We start from the raw sequence: 24,349 nt of genomic DNA, 5'->3' as shown, positions 1-24,349 counted from the left end.
CTCTCTAAATACTATTTGCCTTAACTTTACTACGCAAGTAGAGCATTGTAAACAAAGCGATCACGCACGCACCTGTCAGAAGGTGGAATGCAAGCATATATGTGCCTGTCGCTTCGAAAGTCGACTGCATGACAAGTGGCGGGAAAAATCCACCGAGTCCGCCCATCATTGCTACAAAACCGTTTGCGATTCCAGACTGCTTCGAGAAGTACATTGGTACGAACTTAAACACAAGACCGTTTCCGATACCTGCGAATACCGATGTCAGTAAACAGCCGATTGTAAACATGAGGAGACTTTCATAAGTAAATGACAGCAGCAGCCCTGAAATTGTCAGTCCGATAAATGAAGCCATTACCATGGTAATCGGATCGAATTTATCTCCAAGCATACCGCCGACCGGCCTTAGCAGTGTCGCAATGACAATGAAACCCGCTGTTCTGAATCCGGCATCAGCAGTGGACAGTTCAAAAAACTGCACCAGGTAGTTCGGCAGGAAAATACCGAATGCTACGAATACCCCGAATGTAATGAAGTACCAGTAGTTCAGGAAATAGAATCTGTAATCAGACATTGCTTCTTTAAACTGTTTACCAAGCGGCAGATTGACTTTCTTCTCACCCTTATCTCCGAGGAAGAACTGCAAGAGGGCGAATAGTGCAAGGACAATCAGGTAAGTCTGTACAGCTGCCTGCCAGCCGCCTAACACACCCGCCAGCACAGGGGCACCAAAACTCGTTACCGCTGTACCGATATTACCCATGCCGTAAACGCCGTTGACGAAACCGTGTTTGTTCTTTTCATAATATTTAGGTAAGGAAGTAACACCTATACTGAAGGTCGCTCCCCCTATTCCTAAAAATACAGCCGCAATGATCAAATCAGTCGTCGTCGTCGCTATACTCAAATAGAAGACCGGAATCAGCAAAAAGATAAAGCTCGCCAAATATACTACTCTTGCTCCAATTTTATTCGTCATTATACTGAACGGTATTCTCAAAATAGAGCCCAGTATAGTTGGTAAAGCAATGATTAACGCCTGCTGTGAAGCAGCTTCCGGAATATCCTTCACAATTTCCGGAAATAGCGGTGCGAGCAGTGTCCACACCATAAATCCAACCAATAAACTGAACGTTTGAAGAAATAACTGTTTTTTTCCCATAGTCTCTGACATACGATCAACCTCACTAGTTTGTGATTTTATTTACAATGTTATTATAAAACGAATCAGAAAGCGTTGAAAGAGGGAAATCCCTATAAAAATCCTGTTATTCTACAATTAATGTATTCACTTGTTCCAGTAAAACTTCTTCATCAATTTCCTTTAACATCTTTTCGGCCATATCGAACAGTACAGCCTCTTCCTTTACCATATGTACCATCAATACTTCATACGCTTCCATAACATCTCCCACCATATCCTGCATCGTACTGATACTCATCTCTGTAGACACCTGTTCAGAATGGTGAAGGAAATGATCGATATAGGAATCAATCTCTGCATGCTCTTCTTCTATTGATAAAATCGGACCTTGTTCATAGCCGATATAAACGCCGAGCATCGGAAAAAAATACTTTTCTTCTTTTTCCTGGTGCTTTTTTAAAGGAATGCGGAAAGCTTTTAGTTTTTCTCTGATTTCTTTAATCGCCATCATGCCTTCAAGACGGCTGTATACATCATCATTCTCAAACTTCAATACAAATTGGAACCATTCATTCATCAGATGCCTGATATAATGATGTTCATTTTCTAAAACACGAAGTGCCTTAACTTTAAATTTAAATTCATTTGTCCCCACGGATATCCATCACCTATCATTAAATATCAAAAAGCTTCTTTTTTACAGCATATTCCACTAATTCCGGTCTCGATGATAAATCGAGCTTATCCATAATTCTGGATTTATGCGCTTCTACAGTTTTAACCGAAATATAAAGCATTTCAGCAATATCTTTATTGCCGTAGCCTCTTGCTACAAGCGGCAGGATTTCTAATTCTCTCTGGGTCAGTATGTTAAATGGTTCTCTTTCATGCTCCAGAGTTTCATCATTGCTCAGAAATTTTTCAAACGATTCATTCATCAGCACGGGATCGATATATCTTTCTCCTTTGGCAACTGTTCTTATCGCACGGATCAATTCGTCATCCGGTGAGTTCTTTAATATATAACCCAATGCACCACTTTTAAATGTATGGGTGATATACTCCTCATCATCATACATGGTGAGAATCAAAATTTTTACATCCGGAAAAACGTCATGTATTTTACTTGCCGCAAACAGCCCGGATTCACCAGGAGGCATACTCAAATCTAACAGAAGGACGTCAGGAGAGAGCTCTTTCACTTTTTCGAAAGCCTGCGTGCCATCTGCTGCAGTACCGATCACTTCCATATCTTCCTGATAATTGAGCAGCATGGTAAAACCGGTTCTGACGACAGCATGATCATCTGCAATAACTAGTTTCATACTATACTCTCCTCCACCGGTATAAATCCTTCAACCGTAGTGCCGATTCCCGGTTCACTGTTAATATTCAACGAACCGTCAACGCCACTGATCCTTTCATGCATGCCAAATAAACCAAGCCCTGAGCCTTTGGGATCATCTTCCATAATAAAGCCTGCACCCTCATCTTTGATTTCAAAATGGATGTGCACAGTGTTGTATGATAAAACTTCCTGGAGTTTGACTGATATTTCATCGCTCTCTGAATACTTTGCAGCATTGAATACAGCTTCCTGAATCACACGGTAGACGACCGTCTCTATTTCAGGCTGATAGCGTTGACGCTTTAGATTGGTATCAAAGTCCACCAGTACTCCGTATTGTTTTTCAGTCCATTTAAAATGCGTTTTTAAAGCCGCTTCTATGCCTAAATCATCCAGACTGGCCGGTCTTAGTTCCACTGAGATATTTCTCACATAATCCAACAGATAGCTGAGCGTGTCCTCGGAATTTTTTATTTTCTCATCCAGTTCTTCTCTGTCTGAAGTATATTTGAACAATCTCATCTCCAGCAGCAGATTCAACAATTCCTGGGTCACACCGTCATGTAAATCCCTTGATATCCTTTTTCTTTCATTCTCCTGCGCCTGGATGATTCTTTGTGTCAGCAGTTTCTGATGTTCAAATTCCTGTTGTTTCATAAGTTCCGATAAAGGATTCAAAGTAAAAACACTGATGCTATTTTCATGATCGATCTGTTGGAAATTAGCTACATATGCCACTTTCTCCCCACTGCGGGTGCGCATATATACTTGAAATGTCAATTTTTCTTTAGACATTAGAAAGCAGTTACTGCAATCATAAGTGGCATCATCGCCCATACCTAAACAATGACCGCAAATATTTACAAATTGATTGCGGTCATAATCTCGTTCGTCTAATGTAATTTGTGCTTCTTCATTCATATATACAATTTCGCCATGTCTGTCTACAAATATAATCATCTCTTTTGATTGATGAAACATCGCTTTTAAGAGCGACGTCAAGTCATGTGTTTTCATATAGCCATCATCTCTTTTAATATTTCTATGCGTAATGTTTCTTCCACATCAGTTTTTAATGACTCGTACACCGATTCGCTGATCTGACCCGGTTTTCTATTACCTAAAACAAGCACCCCTACAACCACTTCATCATCGCTCCAGATTGGCATTGCTATAAAGGTCCTTATCTTCTCAAAATATAAGATGGGAAACCGGAATAATGCCTCATCATCATATATTTCTCTGACATCCTGCACCACCAGTGACTTACCGGTTTTCAATACCAATCCGGGTACGCCGGCCCCTTTTCTAAGCTCCATCCTTTTCCAGCGTTGATTTTCACTGCCGAAAACGTATTTCCATTTAAATGTAAAATTTCCACGACTGTTGGTAGTGTCAGTCAAAGCAATGATTTCAAAGTGGTATTTTTCTTTTAGGTAATGCAATGTATCCCTTATTGATTGATTCATAAGTATCTCCCACCAATTTTAATCCATCGCCTATTTGTGCCTGCGATAGACTATATAACTTCTACCAACATAGTTGAACGGTAAGCTCCAAGCATGCACAAGCCGGGTTGCAGGCCATAGTGCAAAGATTACGAATGCAGCAAGAACATGGATTTTAAATGACAGAGGTACATCTGACATTACTGCAGCATCCGGTGAAAATGTAGCAAGACCTCTTACCCACACTGAAATCGTCTGACGATAATCGAAATCTGTCACAATATTATTTGTTATCAGTGTAGCATACACACCCATGAAAGTTATAAAAAGAAGCAGGAAATTTACAATCATATCCGAAGCTGAACTTAAACGGCGAATCGACTTATTGGTAATTCTGCGGAATGTCAGTAAAAACATGCCCACCAACAAAACGACTCCAAAAAAACCACCTACATACAGCGCACCCAAATGGTAGATATGATCAGTGACACCGATTGCACTCAGCCAGTGGGCAGGTATGAACAAACCTACAATGTGGCCGATAAATACAGGTATTACTGCAAAGTGGAACATAATGCTTCCAATCATCAATTGTTTCTTTTCAATAAATTCACTTGATTTTGCCGTCCAGCCAAATTGGTCGATTCTATACCGCCAAATATGACCGACGATAAAAATAGCGATACATAGATAGGGAAAAATCACCCACAAAAATTGCTCAAACATTTTGCTCGCCCTCTTTCGTCGACTCATCTACACATGCTTTAAAAGTTTCCCGCAAGCCTTTAATCAAGTTGAAGTACGGACTTTTATTTCTTTCTAAAGCTTGGATCATATGATATGTACCATCTTCCAACACCATGATTAAAAGTGTCAGGCTTTCCTGTGCGCGTTCGTCTCCGCGCCATTCTGCAGCATATAGAAATTCCAGCATAAGAGGCAGGAAGTCACTCAGCTCATTATCAGGCATCTTCAAACCAAACATTTCATATAATACTTTCAGCTTGGCCAGCATCTGGCCCCGTTCTTTCTGATCTTCAAATTTAAAATATGTCATATACAGGTTGGTATCTCTGTCAAAATCAAAGGTCTGTGTATAGACCTGCTGAATATCATCCAGACTGATGTCATGCATATCTTCCCAGTATTGCTTGATATAAGGGTAAGCGGGATGGGACGCATCGAACGCCCCATCAAACTCCCTTGGATGAAAATCTATTTCACTTGGAAAAGTCAGCTGATTTGAGAAAAATCCAAATGAACCTTTATATTTATGAAGTTCTTCAAGATTAATCACGCCAAATTCCCCCATAGAAATTCTGTTCATAAATCTCTTTGCCGGTCTGATTGCTTGTAGTGGATGCCATTACCGGACCACAGCCATCACAATCATCTCCGCCAAAGCCGTACCCTGTCGACCCTTGCGCACGGTATGGATCTGTATACTGCTCACGGTGGGAAGTCGGTATCACAAAACGATCTTCGTATTTTGCAATTGCAAGTAAACGATACATCATCTTCGTTTCATTCGCTGTCATGCCCACACGGTCTAATCTGCTTTCATCGAAATCTTTACCGCTTGATATTGCTCTCATATACTGACGCATCATCGCCATTTTCTGAAGGGCAGCTTTAACAGGTTCAACATCGCCTGCTGTAAGCATATTTGCAAGATACTGGAGCGGAATTCTCATCTCTTCGATTGCAGGGAAAATCGCATCCGGATTTTTGATTGAGTCTTTACCTTCAAAATAGTTCATGATCGGGCTCAGTGGTGGACAATACCAGACCATCGGCATTGTACGGTATTCCGGGTGAAGCGGGAATGCAAGCTTATATTCCACTGCCAGTTTATAAACCGGTGAGTTTTGTGCCGCTTCAATCCAGTCATCGGAGATGCCGTCTTTTTCTGCCTGTGCAATAACTTCAGGGTCATTAGGGTCAAGGAACAAATCAAGCTGAGCTTCATAAAGGTCTTTTTCATCTTCTACAGATGCCGCTTCAAGCACACGGTCAGCATCATAGAGAAGAACGCCTAAATAACGCATTCTGCCTGTACATGTTTCAGAACAAACTGTCGGCAGTCCAGCTTCCACACGTGGGAAACAGAACGTACATTTTTCAGCTTTGTTTGTTTTCCAGTTGAAGTATACTTTCTTGTACGGACAGCCGGTCATACAATATCTCCAGCCGCGGCATGCTTCCTGGTCAACTAAAACAATTCCATCTTCGTCACGTTTGTACATTGCACCTGATGGACAGCTCGCTACACAGCTCGGGTTCAGACAGTGTTCACAAAGTCTAGGCAGGTACATCATGAATGTTTTTTCAAAGTTGAATTTGATTTCTTCTTCAATCTGTTGGATGTTAGGGTCCTGAGGGCCTGTAATATGTCCGCCTGCAAGGTCATCCTCCCAGTTCGGTCCCCATTCCAGATCCATTTTCTCACCGGATACTACAGAACGTGCTGTGGCAACCGGACTGTGTTCACTTTCTTCCTTGGTGATCAGATCCTGATAATTGTAAGTCCAAGGTTCGTAGTATTCTTTCATTTCAGGCATGTCAGGGTTGTAGAAAATCTTACCTAAAGCAATCTTGGATAATTTAGTACCGCTTTTCAGTTCCAGGCGGCCATTTTTAAGTTTCCATCCGCCCTTGTAGTGCTCCTGGTCTTCCCAGCGTTTCGGGTAACCGATCCCCGGTTTAGTCTCAACGTTGTTGAACCACATATATTCAGCACCAGGTCTGTTCGTCCAAGTACTCTTACAAGTTACACTGCACGTATGACATCCAATACATTTGTCCAAGTTCATCACCATTGCAATTTGCGCTTTAATCTTCAAGCCAATTGACCTCCTTCATTTTTCTTACAGCTACGTATACATCCCTTTGGTTACCAATCGGACCGTAATAATTGAATCCGTAACTTATCTGTGCATAACCGCCTACCATCTGAGTAGGTTTCATATGAATTCTCGTTGGTGCGTTGTGGCTTCCGCCGCGTGTATCTGTAATTTCTGAGCCGGGTACTTCAATGTGTTTATCCTGAGCGTGATACATGAACATCGTACCTTCCGGCATTCTGTGTGACACTACTGCTCTTGCTGCAACAACACCGTTTCTGTTGTACACTTCCAGCCATTCGTTGTCATCAATGTCGTGCTTTTCAGCATCCACATTGGATATCCAGACTGTCGGCCCGCCTCTGAACAGTGTCAGCATGTGTAAGTTATCCTGATAAGTCGAATGAATATTCCACTTACCGTGCGGTGTTAAATACCGTAGGACTAATGAGTCCACTCCACCTTTGATTTTCTTATCTTTAGAACCGAAGACCATCGGCGGTAATGTCGGTTTATACACCGGCAACGCTTCCCCGAATTGAAGGAACATATTGTGGTCGATGTAGAATGACTGTCTGCCGGTCAAAGTTCTGAACGGTACATCTCTTTCAATGTTTGTCGTAAATGGATTGTAGCGTCTGCCCTGCTTGTTGGACCCTGGGAATACCGCCGTCGGAATCACTTCTCTCGGCTGGGCAGTAATATTATTGAATGTGATCTTTTCATTCTCACGTGCACTCGAAATGTCCCGTAACTCCTGACCCGTCTGCTCTTCAAGATCTGCATATGATTTTTGGGATACCACACCGTTGGCACATGATGAAACATGCAGAACGACATCGGCCGCTCTTCTTGCTGTATCCATTTTTGGCAGACCGTCTTTAATTGAACCGTCAGTGTAGACACCATTCATAGATTTAAGTTCTTCATGCTGCTCGGTTACGTCGAAGGATACACCATGTGCACCGATTTTTCCTCTGAATCCAGGTCCTGCTGTAATAAACTTATCGTACACTTGTGTAAAGTCTCTCTCGACAACTTTGAATGCCGGCATCGTCTTGCCTGGAATTGCCTCGATTTCACCTTTCGACCAGTCCTTCACCAAACCTAAAGGCTGTGAAATTTCCTGATCTGTATCATGCGCCAAAGGTGATGTGACTAAATCCTTATATTTACCCGGTAAGTGTTCTTCTGCCATATTTGTAAATCCTTTAGCCAGGTCACGGAATATGTTCCAGTCTGATTTGGATTCCCATAATGGGTCGACTGCCGGGTTGAACGGATGAATGAACGGGTGCATATCCGTACTTGAAATATCATGCTTCTCGTACCATGTGGCAGCAGGTAATACTATGTCCGAGTAAATTGGTGTTGCTGTCATTCTGAAGTCTATTGAAATAAGTAAATCTAATTTCCCTTCAACATCTTCTCCCCACTCGACCTCGTCCGGTTTAAAGTCCTCGTTCGGAGATGCAAGCAAACCGCTTTTCGTGCCAAGCAGATGTTTCATGAAGTATTCCTGCCCTTTTGCTGAAGAAGATATTAAATTCGAACGCCATACGAACAATGTCTTCGGATGGTTTTCAGGTGCAGTCGGATCTTCGATTGCAAATTTGGTTTCTTTATTTTTCAACTGCTCGACTGCAAGATCGATGACCGCTTCATCCGAATCATCACCCTTTTCTTTCGCTTCCTCATAGAAATCAAGACTGCTCTTATTGAATTGTGGATACGACGGCAGCCATCCGAGTCTTGCTGCCAACACGTTGTAGTCGGCCGGATGTTTGTAATCTATATCATCAGAAGTTGGCGATTGTAATGTGTCCGCGCCGGATTCTTCATATCTCCACTGCTCAGTTGCAAAGTAGAACCAGCTTGTCCCGTTTTGCTGACGGGGCGGCCCCTGCCAGTCCTTGGCAAATGCAACATGACCCCATCCTTCATACGGACGTACTTTTTCCTGACCCACGTAGTGAGCCCAGCCGCCGCCGTTTTTACCGACACAGCCGCACAGCATGACCAGATTCAGAATTGCTCTGTAAATGGTGTCGGAGTTGAACCAGTGGTTGATGCCGGCACCCATGATGATCATTGAGCGTCCGTCAGTGTCCACCGCATTTTGTGCAAATTCACGGGCGATCTGTACTACTATGGATTGTTTGACAGATGTGATTTTTTCCTGCCATGCAGGTGAGTATACGGATTCTTCATCGTCATAGCCTTTGGCTTCAAACTCAGAGCCAAATCGGTTCACACCGTACTGTGACAGCATCAAGTCATAAATCGTTGCAGCGTATTTTGTTGTACCATCGGCCAAAGTCACTTTCTTCGCCATTATCGGACGGGTGAATGTGCCGTTGCCGCTGTTATCAAAGAATGGAAATTCAATGTTGATCTGTTCACCTTCGAATTTTTCAACTGACATTGCCGGATCTATTTCAGAGCCGTCGTCACGGTTTAAATTCAAGTTCCACTTCTTGCCTTCTTCCCATCTCTGCCCCATCGTGCCGTTAGGTGCGATCATTTCACCGGTATTTTCATCTATGATTACCGGTTTCCAGTCCGCATTTTCACTGTCGATGCCAAGATCGCTTTCTCTCAGGAAACGTCCTGCCTTCAGTGAATCTTTGAAATCATCCAAAATGATCATGAAAGGAAGATCCGTAAATTTCTTGGCATAATTCATGAACATTGGTTCTTCGCGCTGATAGTAGAATTCGTCCAGTATCACGTGGGTCATCGCCTGTGCCAGTGCCGCATCCGTACCCGGATTCGGAGCCAGCCAGTTATCGGCAAATTTGACGTTTTCAGCATAATCGGGCGCTACAGACACTATTTTCGTCCCTTTATAACGTACTTCAGTCATAAAGTGGGCATCCGGAGTTCTTGTCAAAGGCACGTTTGAACCCCACATCATTAAGTAATTCGAGTTATACCAGTCGGCTGATTCAGGTACGTCAGTCTGGTCACCCCAGATTTGCGGCGAGGCATTCGGAAGGTCAGCATACCAGTCGTAAAAACTCAACATCTCTCCGCCAAGCAGGGTGATGAACCTGGAACCTGCAGCATAGCTGAGCATGCTCATTGCAGGAATTGGCGTAAAACCTGCGATTCTGTCCGGTCCGTGTGTTTTAATTGTATAAATTAATTGGGCCGCAATAAGTTTTGTGACATCTTTCCATGTCACTCTTACGTGGCCGCCCATGCCACGGGCCTGTTTATATAATTTTGCCTTTTCAGGGTCTTCTACGATGCTTCCCCAGGCTTTGATTGGATCTTCGAATTCCTCGAGTGCATTCTGCCATAAACGCCATAATTTTCCGCGCATGTATGGAAATTTGATTCGCATCGGGCTGTATTCATACCATGAGAATGATGCACCGCGGGGACAGCCCCTCGGCTCATATTCAGGCATGTCCGCACCGCATGAAGGATAGTCCGTCTGCTGGTTTTCCCATGTTATGATGCCGTTCTTAACGAACACTTTCCATGAACATGAACCGGTACAGTTAACACCATGAGTCGTTCTGACGACTTTGTCATGACTCCATCTCTGCCGATACATTTTTTCCCATTCACGACTTTTTTCTTCCAATATTGACCAATTCCCGTTAAACTTCTCTGTCGGTTTAAAGAAATGAAGACCAAAGAGTTTGTCCATTAGCGTTCTCCTCCAAATACATTTCTTTCAAGATACTCTTATTATCTGTTTTTATTTTGCAAAATAATATTAGGGAAAGTCCTAATCATTGAAAAATTAGATTGTTAAGGGTATGTAAAGAAAGTCAATTAAGTCATTACAATATGGTAAAATATAAGCGGTATAAGCTGTTCAAAATTGAAAGGAGGCGCTTAGATGCGCACAGTTCTTGTAGTCGATGACGAACCATCTATTGTAACTTTACTTAAATTCAATTTAGAGCAGGCAGGTTATAACGTTTTAACAGCAGAAGACGGCCGCAAAGGTCTTGATACAGCTCTTAAAGAAAAGCCTGATCTGATAGTTCTTGATTTAATGCTGCCTGGAATGGACGGTATGGATGTATGTAAAACATTGCGTCAGGAAAAAGTAAACACACCCATCCTTATGCTGACAGCTAAAGATGATGAATTCGATAAAATTTTAGGTTTGGAACTTGGCGCCGACGATTATTTGACCAAGCCATTCAGTCCACGTGAAGTCGTGGCCCGTGTAAAAGCAATTTTACGGCGTTCCCAATTTGAAGACGTCGAACAATCCGAGCAGGTGATTAAAATCGGTGATCTGGAAATACATCTTGAAAGGTATGATGTCTTTTTTAAAGGTGAGCAGCTCGTTCTCACTCCAAAAGAATTTGAATTACTTTTATATTTAGCCAACCATAGAGGTAAAGTATTAAGCAGGGATCAACTGCTTAATGGTGTGTGGGATTTTCAATATGATGGTGATACCAGGATAGTGGACGTACATATCAGCCATCTGCGTGAAAAAATCGAAACGGATACGAAAAAACCGATATATATCCGGACGATACGCGGATTCGGCTATAAATTGGAAGGTCCGGCTGAATGACTCGGCTGATCGATCGATTGTGGTTTAAGATCACGTTATCTTTCTCCTTATTAACATTAACTTTACTAATATTTTTATGGTTCTTTGTCGCTAATGTCAGTGAAAATGCTTTTGAGGAGATGACGGGTGAACATCTTTACGAAAATGCTGAACTGGTTGCTCAGCTGATTGATGCAGAAGAACTCGAAAATGACTCGGGTGCACTGCAGTCCAGAATCGAACTTTTTAAAGAGCCGGTCAATATGCGCTTTACAGTCATCAACACGGAAGGTGTCGTTCTGGCGGACTCTGAGTCAGATCCGGCAACGATGGATAATCATATCGACCGGCCTGAAATCCAGGACATTTTGAACCGTGATATGAATATCGGTGAATCCGTCAGATACAGCGTGACGGAAGATATAGATATGATGTATGTCGCCAACCCTATCCATAATGACAGCGGGGAACTCATCGGCATGATCAGAACTTCCCTCCCCTTGAACAGCATCAATGAAACAATGGTTGTGTTCTGGCGCGGACTGGCTGTTTTCTTAGCCATCATCCTGGTCATCGCGGCTTTTACTGCAACTATACTGTCCAGGAGTATTACACGGCCGGTCACTGATATTATCAAAGTGACCAAACGTCTGGGTGAAAAAGATTACAGCAGCAGAGTACATACCGAAGTTACAGGAGAAATCGGAGAGCTCTCCCATTCAGTGAATGAGCTGGCAGCAAACCTGCAAAATCAGATGCGTGCACTTCATGAAAACGAACAACAGCTGTCCACGATATTATCCAATATGGTAAGCGGTGTGATGCTTGTTAATCAGGAAGGCCGAATTCTAATGATCAACTCAGCGATGGAGCGTTTTTTAGAGCAGCATAACCAGCATATTGTCGGTCAGCATTATACTGATTTTAGTGACAATCTCAATCTTCGACAATATATTGCAGAAGTCTTTGAAGATAACGAAAAAATACATGAGGAGATCACTTCTGAGAATCTTTCCAAAAACGTATACGATTCTCACTTTGGTCCTTTTTACGGAAATGGATGGAAGCAGCGCGGTGTCATCATTGTGCTTCATGACATCACCAACCTTAAAAGATTGGAAAAAATGCGGAGCGATTTTGTAGCCAACGTTTCCCATGAGTTGAAAACACCTGTCACATCGGTCAAAGGGTTTTCAGAAACATTGCTCGGCGGAGAAGTGAAAGATGAAGCGACAGCCAGATCTTTTCTTGAGATCATATACAATGAAAGTGAGCGGCTCGACCGTCTGATACGCGAATTGCTGCACCTTTCAAGAATTGAAAATAAAGTCACACCTCTGAATTTAAACAATGTGGACCTTGTTTCTCTTATACACAGAATTACCCAGACTCTGTCCAAATCCATTTCAGAAAAATCTTTGGAAGTGACTTTGCCTTTGTCAACGGAAGAAGTCATTATCGAAGGTGACAGCGACAGGCTCAATCAGATTCTGTTGAATCTGATTGCCAACTCAATAAACTATACGTCAGAAGGCGGCAAGATTGACATCTCCATGGAAGTGACCGAGGACGATGTCCGTATATACATCAGTGACACTGGTATCGGCATCCCGGAAGAAAGCGTACCCCGCGTATTTGAACGGTTTTACAGAGTTGATAAAGCACGTTCCAGAAACTCCGGAGGAACAGGACTCGGGCTCGCGATAGTCAAACACCTCGTAGATTCCCATCAAGGTGATATCGAAGTCAGCAGTATCGAAGGAGAAGGTACAACATTCAAAGTTACATTCCCCATCCAGCAAGCATAATTAAACCCCTGATCTGTAAATGAAGTTTTTCTTATAGATCAGGGGTTCCTTTTTAAAAATCGGATATTGCTTTCTGTTTGTCGTAAATCCCTTCAAAAAGTTTATTGTTTTCCAGATAGAAATGGTTGAATGAATCCTTTTCCAGCTTTTCAAGACGATGGTAGACAAGTCTGAGCTCAGCCGTTGCGCTGCTGTCCAATGTGTAATCATTAGTCAGTGCTCTTAATTCGTAAAAGTTTTTCGCAAGATTTTCGTGCTCTGATTTCAAGCTTGTAATATGAGGTTTCACAGCTTCAAAATGATGGGAATTCGGAGCATCCAAGTATGTTTCAAGCATTTCAAATACTGTATTGTCCTCATTGTCGATATGCTCCAGGAAAGTTGATTTTATATTTTTAAATAATTCCCCGACCTCTTCCAATTCCGGCTGCTGCTTTTTATTCTGCTTGACGGCCTGTTCCAGATATTCATCAAGTACAGGCAGCTCGTCTTTTAAATCGTCATGATATTTTCTTTGGATATATGTCAAAACACTTTTTTCATCCATGTATTTCAAATCAATACCGTCCTCGTTTGTCGGACCCAGTTCATTGATTTCATAAATCAGATTATCAAGGTTTAAATTTTTCTCAAGCGCGATTTCTTTCAAAGTTTTATCACCGCTGTGGATGAAATCTATTCTCAATTCCCTGAAGATGTTTCCTGCTCCTGGCGCTTCGCTGACAATTTCATTTAATGACATGTCGGATGTAATAATTTTCATAAAGTGGTGCCTCCTTGTCTCGTTATTAGTATTATTACCATAATTATAATTTTAAAACCTATTGCAGTCAGTTTAATGAAAGTTATCTCAGGGTATTATATAATTATTAATAAATGCCATGGAGGTCTATACATGAATAAAAATATCAAAACACTTTTAAATGTCCTGCCCATCATATTAATTCCTTTATTCACCGAAAGAAAACATATAAAAGAACATCCCGATATTGAGAAATTGGGACATTTCTCAAGCAATACTTATCGCAATGTAAAAGATAAAAGTGAAGAAGCTTATCAGTCTGTAAAAACGACAAGCAGCAATGTGTATCAGACAAGTAAATCTGCTGTAGGTACAGTCGGCAGTAAAATCAATGATAAAAGACAGGAACGCTCTTACAAAAAAGATATGCAGTCCTACCAGCGCAGCATAAGAAAAGAGGACAAGCTGCTCGAACAATTTGAGAAGGACAAGAACAAACACCGCGAGAAGAGACTTGAGAGTGAACAGACGGACAAACCTAAAGTGCCTAAAATCATGCAGTCCAATCCGGGCATGTCCAACGAAGAAAAAATGGCAGGCATGACTGTGAGCGACGATTTAATAATGGAAGTGAACAAAATCGATCCTCAGACAGAAGCTGTCCTGGATACGAATATTGATAATCAGGGTGCCGCAAAATTCTATGAAGAAGATCAGTCCCTAAGCCGTGTTTCCCTGTCAAAACAGGACGAGGAACGTCTGGATATTCAAAATGATGAATACACTGAAGATATGAATAATGCTAGAATGGATACAGAGCAATCAAATGACAAGGAGATTAACATGACACAGGACGTACAGCAATTATACTTCGATAAAGTCAAAAACCACGAGGAAAACATAGAGGGGTTCGAACCAGGAGACCTTTTCAAAAAACATCACAGCGCACTTGATTATACTGTAAATTACGACTCTCCTAAAAATGAGTCATCGGCAGACGGTGACGACAATCCAGAAAAATCATTATTCGAGAAACACCGCGGGCAGGCTGAACAGTATTATGAAGAGTACGGACGCAAAACAGGCATTGAGAAAAACTTGCGCAAAAGTAAAAAACAACAAAAACTTGAAAAGAAAATTAATAAAAAACGTCAACAATTTTAAGTTGAAAAGAGCAGATTGCGGGTGAATGGACAGTGGAGTTTAAAAGTATTACTGTGTTCTGCGGTGCAACCTCAGGACGTCTGCCTGAATTTGAAGAGGCAGCTTACCAGCTTGGTAAAGACATTGCAGAAGGCGGCTATGAGTTGGTATACGGCGGCGGTTCTGCCGGTATGATGGGTGCTGTTGCAAACGGCGCTGTGGACCATGGGGGCAAGGTGACAGGCGTCATCCCACAATTCCTTGTTGACCGGGAGCTTGCTCATCAGCGTCTGCATAAATTGGAAGTCGTGGAAACGATGCATGAAAGAAAAGCTATAATGAATGAGTTGGGTGACGCAATTATTTCCCTGCCGGGCGGTGCGGGTACGCTCGAAGAATTTTTCGAGATGTATACATGGGGTCAGGTCGGACTTCATGAAAAGCCACTTGGCCTGATCAATACGAGAAACTATTTTGATCCCCTCCTCACCATGTTCGATAAAATGATTTCTGAGGAATACCTGGATGAAAAATATATGAAACAATTGTTCATTGGTAATGATTTTCCATCACTGATCGATCAATTTAAAAATTTTGAACCTGTAGAAGTCAGAACATATAAAGACTTACAAAAAGGACATCGCTCATAATCTGAAGCGATGCCTTTTTTTAATATCCTTCCTATATACCACCTGGGTTTTAAGTGAATGCCCCTCCAATATCTGAGGATGTTCGAAACTCTGCACTTTTTTCATCCCCAATTTCAACATGACGTTGATTGAAGGATAATTGATGCTTGAAGTATAGGCATAAACCTCTTTTATATCAGTGTTACGCTCAACAAATTTAACAACTCCGAGAGCCGCTTCAGTTGCAAAGCCCTGATTCCAATGCCGCTTTGCAAAGCGCCATCCTATTTCAATGGTCGGTAAAAAATGAAGTTTCAACGGCCCCTCCTCTTCCCATACCTGAATACCTGTAAACCCGATAAATTCATTTGTATCTCTGCGCTCGACAGCAAACAAGCCAAATCCTCTGGCATCGATATCACTTTGTGCACTCAAGACAAAATCTTTTGATTCTTCAGGTGTCGCGATATTGGGAAAATAGCGGCGAACATCTTTGTCGCCGTTCAATTTGATGAACTTGGGAATGTCACTTTCTTTCCAGTCACGTAATATTAATCGCTTTGTTTTAATATATTTCATATTGACCCTCAATCACTGTTAATTACTTTGTAACTATTCACTCACATGTTCACTTTGGTTGTCATCAGGAGATTCCTGTCTGATATAACTGATCAGACGGACTTTTAATTTATCTTTATCAAAGTCATAATCTTCAAAGTTCTCTTTTTTCTCTGTAGTTGCAATAACATCCACAAAGTCAGGGAGGTCATCCAGGTTGAATTTGATGGTAAATGTTTCAAAATCCTGGTCGGGACTCGGTTTCTGAGCAACGACCCTTTCTTTAGTACCAGTTAAATTGACAAGGTTTGAATCGACGATTTCCTCTATTTCCTTACCCAGTTCATCTATTGTGAAAGTTCTTCCTTCGATTAATGAAAATTTTTTCTCATGCATATTATCATTCTCCCTTATTAATATAATTAGTCACATGGATAATTTATCATTCTGACTCCTCTGCTGACTCTTCTTCACCTTCAGTATTCTCTTCTTCACCTGACTCTTCACCAGCGTCAGCATCTGTCCCATCGAATGATAATTCTTCCAGTTCTCTTTCTTTATTTTCGATATCACTTTCTACAGTTTCATTTTCACTCCGGACCTGTTGTACCTCTCCCTGAAGTTCGTTGATATCCTCATTCACTTCTTCCAAGTCTTTTTCCGCCTGAGATGGTTCACTGCTGCAGGCACTTAAGAACACCGTCAACAATACAAGTATAATCGCTCTTTTCAAGATGAACTCTCCTTTTACCAATGTTGTCATTATATCATTTAAAAGGATATTTTTCTTTATTTAAGATAAAAAAACAGATGATGTCGAAATGACATCATCTGTTTAAATTTGCATTGATTATTCTGAGATCGTTGTTTCTCTCAGCTGATAAATACCCAATGCATCAATTTCAAAGTTTTCAACATCTGAACTTATACCAGTTAAGAAATCCTGGTGGTGGATATAGATCATTGGTGCAACGTCTACTAATCCTGCCTGAAGTTCACTGTAGATTTCCTGACGTGCATCCGGGTCGGTTTCAGTACGCCCCTCTTCTAACAGTTCATCCACATTATCATTGGATAAGAATGAACGGTTACCCGGGTCACCATGCATTGATGAATGCAGTAGTGCATACATACCGTAGTCTGCATCACCAGTTACAGTGGACCATCCGAGTACGAACATATCATGATCGCCTGCTGCAGTCGTTTCTAAATACGCACCCCACTCAAGCTGCTGAACAGAAACATCAATGTTCAGTTCTTCAAGAGCCTCCTGGATGTAGATTGCTGTATCAACACGTTGTGGATTATCGTCATTTGTAAGGATTTCAAGTTCGAAACCATCTTCCTGACCGGCTTCAGCCATCAATTCTTTCGCACGATCTAAATCATACTGAATTCCTTCAACGCTTTCATCGTACCCAAATACGCCTGGAGCAAGCGGACCTTCAGCAGGTGTTCCGACTCCATCATAGATACCGTCGATGATTGATTCACGGTCAATCGCATGAGAAATCGCCTGACGTACTAATGGATCATCCAAAGGTTCCTTTTCGACGTTAAAGCCGACATAGGACAGACCCAGTGATGGTGTCTGATCTAATTCAATTGCGTCGTGAGACTCGATACGTTCAACGTTTGTCGGCTCTGTTGCACCGGCAACGTGACTCGATCCCGTTTCAATTTCAGCGATACGTGCCGCTGTTTCCGGAACGACTTTAAATGTAACAGTATCAAGCTGTGCTGCACTTTCTTCATCATGATACTCTGCATTATTCGCGAGAACTACTTCTTCACCTGAAGAACGTGATTCCAGTGTAAACGGACCAGTACCAATCGCATTTTCAGCTACATGGTTACCAGTGGATTCTGTGATTGCATCCGCAACTTCCTGATGCTCATCTCCGCCTTCGGCACGAAGCTCATAATATTCTTCAACGGACATCTCTTCTCCTGCATCAGCTAAAGCCGCTTCATAGTCTGCGTCGATGACCTCTTTACTGAGCATGCCGCCTCCATCATGTGCAAGGTGCGCCAAGATAGGTGCGAATGGATATTCCAAAGTGATTTGCACTGTGTAATCATCGACTGCTTCAACGTCAGTGATCATTTCATATAAGAACAAACGCGGTGAAGCAACAGCCGGATCAAGAACACGGTCCAAGTTTGCTTCAACCACTTCTGCATTAAATTCTGAGCCATCATGGAATGTTACGCCTTCTTTAAGAGTAAACTCCCAAGTCGTGTCATCTACTTCTTCCCACTCTGTAGCGAGTCTCGGCTGAACTTCCATGTCTCCATCTAAGTAAACAAGTGTTTCATAAATATTATTACGGACGTTACTTGAAGGGACGTCGTTATTTCCGTGAGGGTCTAAACTTACAATGTCTGCTGCTTCAGATATGACCAGATCTCCCCCGCCGGACCCTTCCCCTGATGCGTCCTCAGTACCTTCTTCAGTTTCAGTTGCTGTGCCTTCTTCAGTGTCTGCTTCAGGTTCTACATCACTGTCATCTGCACAGGCAACCAGAACTACAGAAAGAACTGTAATCATTGCCATCATGAACAACAATTTAAAATTTTTCATTTATTTACCTCCTATTATTAAAATTAAATGAAAATCTTAACCTTTTTTTAATATACCTTAATAGTTTTTTTATTTCAATGAAACTTTTGAAATATCTCATAATTGAGATATAAGAAAATTAAAAAAAGGGGGTTATCCCCCTTTTGACTAATATTACTCTGTAAAAGTGACTTCTCTGAAATCAAAGATGTTGTAACTGTCAATGTGAATACCTTCGACATTATTATTATATGCATTCAAGTTTTCGCCGTGCCTGACAAAAATCGCCGGTGCCTCGTCTACCAGCACCTGTTGTGCCTGTTCATATATTTCCTGGCGTTCATCTTCATCCGTAACCTGTTTACCTTCATCAAGCAGACTGTCCAATTCCTCATTATCAAAGAATGAACGGTTTCCTGTATCACCCATGTTTTCAGAGTGGAACAGCGGAGCTATGCCGTTGTCCGGGTCGCCTGTCGAGTTTGACCAGCCCAGGATGAACATATCGTGTTCACCATTTGCTGTTGCATCCAAATATGCACCCCACTCAACCTGTTCGACATTCACATTGATATCGAGATCTGCAAGCGACTCCTGCAAGAAGACAGCCATATCCACACGCTCGGGATTATCATCATTTACCATTAAAGTGACATCAAAGCCGTCTGCATATCCTGCTTCTTCAAGAAGTTCCCTTGCTCTGTCCATATCATAATCCAGACCTTCCAAATCTTCGGAATGGCCTAAAACATCAGGCGCAAGCGGTGCTACGGCAGGTCTGCCGGAATCATTATAAACGCCGGACAATACTGCCTCTTTATCAAATGCATGTGTCACTGCCTGACGGACCAGCGGATCATCAAAAGGCTCGCTTTCCGTATTGAAACCGATATAGTCGATTGATACCGATTCATTACGCTCCAATGTCATCTCATCATTACCGTCCACCCGGTCGATATTGCTGGATTGAACACCGAGTACAAAGTCTGAAGCGCCTGTTTCCAGTTCTGCAATTCTCGAACCTGTTTCAGTAACGACCTTATAAGTCACGCTGTCGATTGTCGCTTCCCCGTCCCTGTATTCTTCATTCTTGGTCAATACTGTGCTTTCTCCAGGGTTTCTGGAGTCGAATTCCATATAATTCGTTCCGATCGGCCCTTGTTCAATCAAAGCACTCACATCTCCTGCGATAGCATTCGCAACCTCCTCATGAGCATCTCCACCTTCGTCACGAAGTTCGTAGTATTCATCGACTGACATCTCTTCATCGGCTTCTGATAAAGCGTTTTCATAATCGGCGTCGATCAACTCTTTACTGATCATTTTGCCTGCACCATGTGATAGATTGTTTAACAATGGTGAATATGGATATTCAAGTTCAAACTCCACTGTATAGTCATCCACGACATTGACTTCCTCAACCATTTCCAGCAGAAACGATCTTGGCGAGGCTACTGCCGGGTCCAACAGACGTTCGATATTCGCTTTTACAACTTCTGCATTAAATTCACTGCCGTCATGGAAAGATACACCTTCCTGCAATGTGAACTGCCAAGTTGTTTCATCTATCTCTTCCCATTCTTCAGCAAGCAATGGTACAATTTCCAAATTCTCGTCCTGCGTTACCAGAGGTTCATAAATCTCATCTCTGACTTGTTCAGATGGTACATCGTTACTGCCGTGCGGGTCCATCGACACTGCGTCACTCGGAATTGCTATTGTTAAATCCCCTCCGGCAGCAGTTTCTGTCTGATCATCAGAATCAGTCCCCTCTGCCGCTTCTTCCTCGACGCTGTCATCATCCGTACACGCTGCGAGCACTATAACCATAATACTGAGTAAAAATAATGTCCAAATATTTTTCATTCCAGTCCCCTCCATTTTTTTATGGTTATCAACATGATACTTTATTCACCGTATTCAATCAATAAAGAATTTTCAGATAAATACTCAGGAATAAAAATGCTGTAACACCTCACGCATGAGTTGTCACAGCTTTAATATCAATTATTCATTTAAAGTCACATCTCTGAAGTCAGGCTTTATATAATCATCAATATATAAACCTTCCACCTCACTTCGGTAGGCATTCATACTTATTCCCTGGTTCATGTAAATCATCGGTGCGTCTTCAATTAAAATTTTCTGCACCTTCTCATATATATCTGACCTTATTTCTTCGTCCGATTCCTCCCGGCCGTCTTCAAGCAATTGGTCAACCTCAGAGTTATCATAAAATACTCTGTTACCCTCGTCGCCCATCATACTCGAGTGGAATAACGGCCAAAGTGACTGATCCGGGTCTCCCGTAAAATTTGGCCATCCTAAAAGAAAAATATCATGTTCACCGGTTGAAGCTTCTTCCAGGTAAGCGCCCCATTCCATCTGCTCGACAGTTGCTGTTATGTTTATGTCAGCCAGGGATTCCTGCAAATAAATAGCAGCATCTACTCTCTGAGGTGTGTCATTCGTTATAATGCTGAGTTCAAAACCATCTTCATGGCCTGCTTCTGCCATAAGTTTTTCAGCTTTTCCCAAATCATATTCCAAATTCTCTATATCGTCATTGTGACCTGTCAGACCTTCTACTAAAGGGCCGGCCGGTACTTCGCCAATGCCACTGTAGATGCCTTCTATAATCTCTTCTCTGTCCACTGCATGAGTTATTGCCTGCCTCACTCTGACATCATCCAGTGGTTCTTTCTGATTATTGAACCCGATAAATTCAATCGCAACATTGGAGTTATTATAAGTTTCCGTTTCTGGATTATTCTCAATTCTTTCTACACTGTCAGGTTCGTACCCAAATATTACATGGGATTCTCCTGTTTCAAGTTCTGCCATTCTTGAACCTGTTTCTGTAACGATTTTAAAGGTGATAGTGTCCAGATTCATCGGTTCCTGCCAGTAATCGTCAAACTTTTCTATAACTATGCTTTCTCCTGGCGCTCTCGACTCAAACTGTGCGTAGTTCGTTCCCACAGGATTCCTGTCTACTACTGCGCCGATCTCTCCTGATATTTCTTCTGCTGCTTCTTCAAACTTATCATCTTTATTTTCCCGCAATTCATAATACTCGTCCACTGAAAAGTCGGACTCCGAATTTTGTAAAGCCTGTTCGTAATCTTCATCGATGACTTGCTTGCTTATCATACCACCGCCATCATGTGACAGATGGTTAAGAAGCGGTGCAAATGGATATTCAGTTATAATTTCAACTGAATGATCATCGATAACATTCACTTCTGAAATCATTTCAAAGATATTTAATCTGGGAGAAGCCACTGCCGGATCCCGAATTCTATCAAGATTCGCTTTAACTGCTTCTGCGTTAAATTTACTGCCGTCATGAAAAATAACATCTTCTTTTAAGTTGAACTGCCATGTTAAATCATCGACCTGCTCCCAATCTTCAGCAAGTAAAGGTTGAATTTCGAACGATTCATTCTGCGTCACCAGACCTTCGTAAATAGTATTTCTGACCTGGTCTGAATATAGTTCGTTACTGGCATGCGGATCCAGTGACACAACATCATTGCCGGTTGATAATATCAAGTCTCCGCCTGTGTTGTCACTGCTCTCCTCAGACTCACTGCCTTCGGCTGCCTGATTAACACCGCTGTCATCTGCGCATGCAGCAAGCACCACCGTGAACAGTGTCAACAAAGATAGTCTAAATATATCTTTCATTCGAACCCTCCTTTATTAAATTTATTCTGTTAAAGTCACATTTCTGAAATCCGGTTTATTGTAATCACTGATATATAAACCTTCCACTTCCTGCCTGTGCGCATTCATGCTGAGTGCCTGTCTCATATAAATCATCGGTGCATCTTCCACCAGGATTTCCTGTGCTTCTTCATATATCTCTGCGCGTGCTTCCTCGTCGGATTCCTGGCGTCCCGCTTCGAGAAGTTCATCAACTTCAGGGTTATCATAGAACGTTCTATTACCCTGTGCCCCTAACATGCTTGAATGAAATAAAGGCCACAGTGACTGGTCCGGATCCCCCGTTGCATTCGGCCAGCCTAATAGGAATATATCATGATCCCCTGTAGAAGCTTCTTCAAGGTAAGCGCCCCACTCCATCTGGTCAACTGTCGCCGTGACGTTAATCTGTTCTAGTGCTTCCTGCAGATAAATTGCTGCATCCACACGTTCAGGTGCATCGTTGGTAATTATAGAAATATCGAAGCCGTCTTCATATCCCGCTTCTGCCATCAGTCTCTCGGCTTCTTCCAAATCATATTCCAGATTTTCTACATCTTCATCGTGCCCGGTTAAGCCTTCAACTATCGGCCCTTCAGGAATTCTGCCTGTACCGCTGTAGATTCCTTCAATGATTTCCTCTCTATCCACCACATGTGAGATTGCTCGCCTCACTCTGACATCATCGAGTGGTTCTTTTTGTGTGTTAAATCCGATGAACTCCATCGCTATATTATAGAGTGTATAAGGTTCCGTTTCAGGATTATCTTCTATCCTCTGGAGGTTGTTCGGTTCAAAACCTGTGATGACATGTGACTCACCAGTTTCAAGCTCTGCAATTCTCGAGCCGGTTTCTGTTACAATCTTGAAGGTGATCGTATCCAGATTCATCGGTTCCTGCCAATAATCATCGAATCTTTTGAGAACAGTACGCTCTCCTGGTGTCCTCGATTCAAACGCTGCATAATTAGTACCTACAGGTTTTTGATCGACTACTGCACCGACATCCTCTGAAATCTCATCCGCCACTTCTTCAAACTCATCTGAATTTTCAGCCCGCAGTTCATAATACTCATCCACCGAGTATGCAAAATTGGAATTCTCCAGTGCTTGTTCATAATCTTCATCTATGACTTCCTTACTGATCATACCTGCACCGTCATGAGTCAGGTGACTGAGGAGAGGTGCAAAAGGATATTCCGTTACAATTTCAACAGTATAATCATCGATGACATTCACCTCTTCAATCATATCAAAGAGATTCAGTCTCGGCGAAGCCACTGCCGGATCCTGTACCCGTTCCAAATTCGCTTTGACCACTTCAGCACTAAACTCGCTGCCATCATGGAAAGTGACATCTTCATTCAAAATGAACTGCCATGTCAAATCGTCGACCTGCTCCCAGCTCTCAGCAAGTAAAGGCTGGATTTCAAGATTCTCATCCTGAGTGACCAGACCTTCATATACTGTATTTCTAACCTGGTCTGAATAAAGATCATTGCTCGCATGCGGATCCATAGAAACGACATCATTGCCTGTAGACAAGACAAGATCTCCGCCTCCTTCATCAGCAGTATTTTCTGCTGCTCCACCTTCGGCCTCCTCATCTACATCACTGTCATCTGTACATGCAGAAAGAATTACAACGAACAGCACCAACAAAGATAATCTGAATATGTATTTCATTTTTTCAACCTCCCGTTTTAATACCCTATCAATACGCTAGGAATTAATCTATATTATAACACTAGGAATTAAAGGTTGTAAACTGTCTTTTTATTTCCATAAGTACAATATTAGTCCTTATTTATCTTAAAACTATTAAGTATGTGAATTAATTCTCTATTTTTAACATTGATATTATGCAGTCTTGTATGTATCATT

21 protein-coding genes are annotated in these 24,349 nt (G+C 42.0%); 4 read left to right on the top strand and 17 right to left on the bottom strand.

Annotated features, from left to right (window positions below; genetic code table 11):
- Positions 1-4: 4 nt before the first annotated feature.
- The 9 genes from ACY8DT_RS08560 to ACY8DT_RS08520 form a co-directional block, all read right to left on the bottom strand.
- On the bottom strand, positions 5-1,174 hold the full coding sequence (locus ACY8DT_RS08560) for a nitrate/nitrite transporter (protein WP_462419890.1): 1,170 nt from the start codon (positions 1,172-1,174) through the stop codon (positions 5-7).
- Between the two features lie 94 nt (positions 1,175-1,268).
- Complete coding sequence (locus ACY8DT_RS08555) at positions 1,269-1,799, bottom strand: hemerythrin domain-containing protein (protein ID WP_462419889.1); 531 nt, start codon at positions 1,797-1,799, stop codon at positions 1,269-1,271.
- Positions 1,800-1,818: 19 nt separating this feature from the next.
- Positions 1,819-2,469 (bottom strand): response regulator, encoded by a 651-nt coding sequence (locus tag ACY8DT_RS08550; RefSeq protein ID WP_462419888.1) that lies wholly within the window; start codon positions 2,467-2,469, stop codon positions 1,819-1,821.
- Positions 2,466-3,509 carry a sensor histidine kinase gene (locus tag ACY8DT_RS08545; protein ID WP_462419887.1) on the bottom strand — a complete coding sequence of 348 codons (1,044 nt, stop codon included), beginning with the start codon at positions 3,507-3,509 and terminating at the stop codon, positions 2,466-2,468. The genes ACY8DT_RS08550 and ACY8DT_RS08545 overlap by 4 nt, the downstream gene beginning before the upstream one ends.
- Complete coding sequence (locus ACY8DT_RS08540) at positions 3,506-3,961, bottom strand: GAF domain-containing protein (RefSeq protein ID WP_462419886.1); 456 nt, start codon at positions 3,959-3,961, stop codon at positions 3,506-3,508. The genes ACY8DT_RS08545 and ACY8DT_RS08540 overlap by 4 nt, the downstream gene beginning before the upstream one ends.
- 30 nt (positions 3,962-3,991) lie before the next feature.
- Positions 3,992-4,666, bottom strand: coding sequence for a respiratory nitrate reductase subunit gamma (narI, locus tag ACY8DT_RS08535; RefSeq protein ID WP_462419885.1), 675 nt, complete (start codon positions 4,664-4,666; stop codon positions 3,992-3,994).
- Positions 4,659-5,237 carry a nitrate reductase molybdenum cofactor assembly chaperone gene (narJ, locus tag ACY8DT_RS08530; RefSeq protein WP_462419884.1) on the bottom strand — a complete coding sequence of 193 codons (579 nt, stop codon included), beginning with the start codon at positions 5,235-5,237 and terminating at the stop codon, positions 4,659-4,661. Before narJ ends, narI begins: the two co-directional genes overlap by 8 nt.
- On the bottom strand, positions 5,230-6,783 hold the full coding sequence (gene narH / locus ACY8DT_RS08525; protein WP_462419883.1) for a nitrate reductase subunit beta: 1,554 nt from the start codon (positions 6,781-6,783) through the stop codon (positions 5,230-5,232). Before narH ends, narJ begins: the two co-directional genes overlap by 8 nt.
- Positions 6,773-10,444 (bottom strand): nitrate reductase subunit alpha, encoded by a 3,672-nt coding sequence (locus ACY8DT_RS08520; RefSeq protein WP_462419882.1) that lies wholly within the window; start codon positions 10,442-10,444, stop codon positions 6,773-6,775. The genes narH and ACY8DT_RS08520 overlap by 11 nt, the downstream gene beginning before the upstream one ends.
- 195 nt (positions 10,445-10,639) lie before the next feature.
- Between ACY8DT_RS08520 and ACY8DT_RS08515 the strand changes: the two genes are divergently transcribed.
- Both ACY8DT_RS08515 and pnpS read left to right on the top strand, forming a co-directional pair.
- The gene (locus ACY8DT_RS08515; protein ID WP_462419881.1) at positions 10,640-11,335 is read left to right on the top strand and encodes a response regulator transcription factor; all 696 of its coding nucleotides are present in this window, start codon (positions 10,640-10,642) and stop codon (positions 11,333-11,335) included.
- Positions 11,332-13,122 (top strand): two-component system histidine kinase PnpS, encoded by a 1,791-nt coding sequence (gene pnpS / locus ACY8DT_RS08510; RefSeq protein ID WP_462419880.1) that lies wholly within the window; start codon positions 11,332-11,334, stop codon positions 13,120-13,122. The genes ACY8DT_RS08515 and pnpS overlap by 4 nt, the downstream gene beginning before the upstream one ends.
- Before the next feature lie 52 nt (positions 13,123-13,174).
- On the opposite strand, the gene ACY8DT_RS08505 is transcribed toward pnpS, so the two are convergent.
- Positions 13,175-13,885 carry a DUF542 domain-containing protein gene (locus tag ACY8DT_RS08505; RefSeq protein WP_462419879.1) on the bottom strand — a complete coding sequence of 237 codons (711 nt, stop codon included), beginning with the start codon at positions 13,883-13,885 and terminating at the stop codon, positions 13,175-13,177.
- A gap of 132 nt (positions 13,886-14,017) precedes the next feature.
- Here ACY8DT_RS08505 and ACY8DT_RS08500 point away from each other — a divergent pair, with 132 nt between their 5' ends.
- Complete coding sequence (locus ACY8DT_RS08500; protein WP_462419878.1) at positions 14,018-15,028, top strand: hypothetical protein; 1,011 nt, start codon at positions 14,018-14,020, stop codon at positions 15,026-15,028.
- Between the two features lie 32 nt (positions 15,029-15,060).
- Positions 15,061-15,657 (top strand): LOG family protein, encoded by a 597-nt coding sequence (locus ACY8DT_RS08495; protein WP_462419877.1) that lies wholly within the window; start codon positions 15,061-15,063, stop codon positions 15,655-15,657.
- Here ACY8DT_RS08495 and ACY8DT_RS08490 read toward each other — a convergent pair.
- The 7 genes from ACY8DT_RS08490 to ACY8DT_RS08460 all read right to left on the bottom strand — a co-directional run bounded on the left by ACY8DT_RS08490 (position 15,652) and on the right by ACY8DT_RS08460 (position 24,151).
- The gene (locus ACY8DT_RS08490; protein ID WP_462419876.1) at positions 15,652-16,215 is read right to left on the bottom strand and encodes a GNAT family N-acetyltransferase; all 564 of its coding nucleotides are present in this window, start codon (positions 16,213-16,215) and stop codon (positions 15,652-15,654) included. The genes ACY8DT_RS08495 and ACY8DT_RS08490 overlap by 6 nt on opposite strands.
- A gap of 33 nt (positions 16,216-16,248) precedes the next feature.
- Positions 16,249-16,590, bottom strand: a complete 342-nt coding sequence (locus ACY8DT_RS08485) for a hypothetical protein (RefSeq protein ID WP_462419875.1) — start codon at positions 16,588-16,590, stop codon at positions 16,249-16,251.
- A 46-nt stretch (positions 16,591-16,636) separates the two neighbouring features.
- Positions 16,637-16,927, bottom strand: coding sequence for a hypothetical protein (locus ACY8DT_RS08480; RefSeq protein WP_462419874.1), 291 nt, complete (start codon positions 16,925-16,927; stop codon positions 16,637-16,639).
- A gap of 117 nt (positions 16,928-17,044) precedes the next feature.
- Positions 17,045-18,778 (bottom strand): glutathione ABC transporter substrate-binding protein, encoded by a 1,734-nt coding sequence (locus ACY8DT_RS08475; protein WP_462419873.1) that lies wholly within the window; start codon positions 18,776-18,778, stop codon positions 17,045-17,047.
- Between the two features lie 153 nt (positions 18,779-18,931).
- The gene (locus ACY8DT_RS08470) at positions 18,932-20,623 is read right to left on the bottom strand and encodes a glutathione ABC transporter substrate-binding protein (protein ID WP_462419872.1); all 1,692 of its coding nucleotides are present in this window, start codon (positions 20,621-20,623) and stop codon (positions 18,932-18,934) included.
- A gap of 141 nt (positions 20,624-20,764) precedes the next feature.
- Positions 20,765-22,447 carry a glutathione ABC transporter substrate-binding protein gene (locus tag ACY8DT_RS08465; RefSeq protein ID WP_462419871.1) on the bottom strand — a complete coding sequence of 561 codons (1,683 nt, stop codon included), beginning with the start codon at positions 22,445-22,447 and terminating at the stop codon, positions 20,765-20,767.
- A gap of 21 nt (positions 22,448-22,468) precedes the next feature.
- Positions 22,469-24,151 carry a glutathione ABC transporter substrate-binding protein gene (locus ACY8DT_RS08460; protein ID WP_462419870.1) on the bottom strand — a complete coding sequence of 561 codons (1,683 nt, stop codon included), beginning with the start codon at positions 24,149-24,151 and terminating at the stop codon, positions 22,469-22,471.
- Positions 24,152-24,349 lie beyond the last annotated feature (198 nt).

This window comes from Salinicoccus sp. Marseille-QA3875 (genome assembly GCF_054950095.1).
Note: the sequence above shows the minus strand (reverse complement) of the source record. Positions and strands in the feature narration are given on the sequence as shown.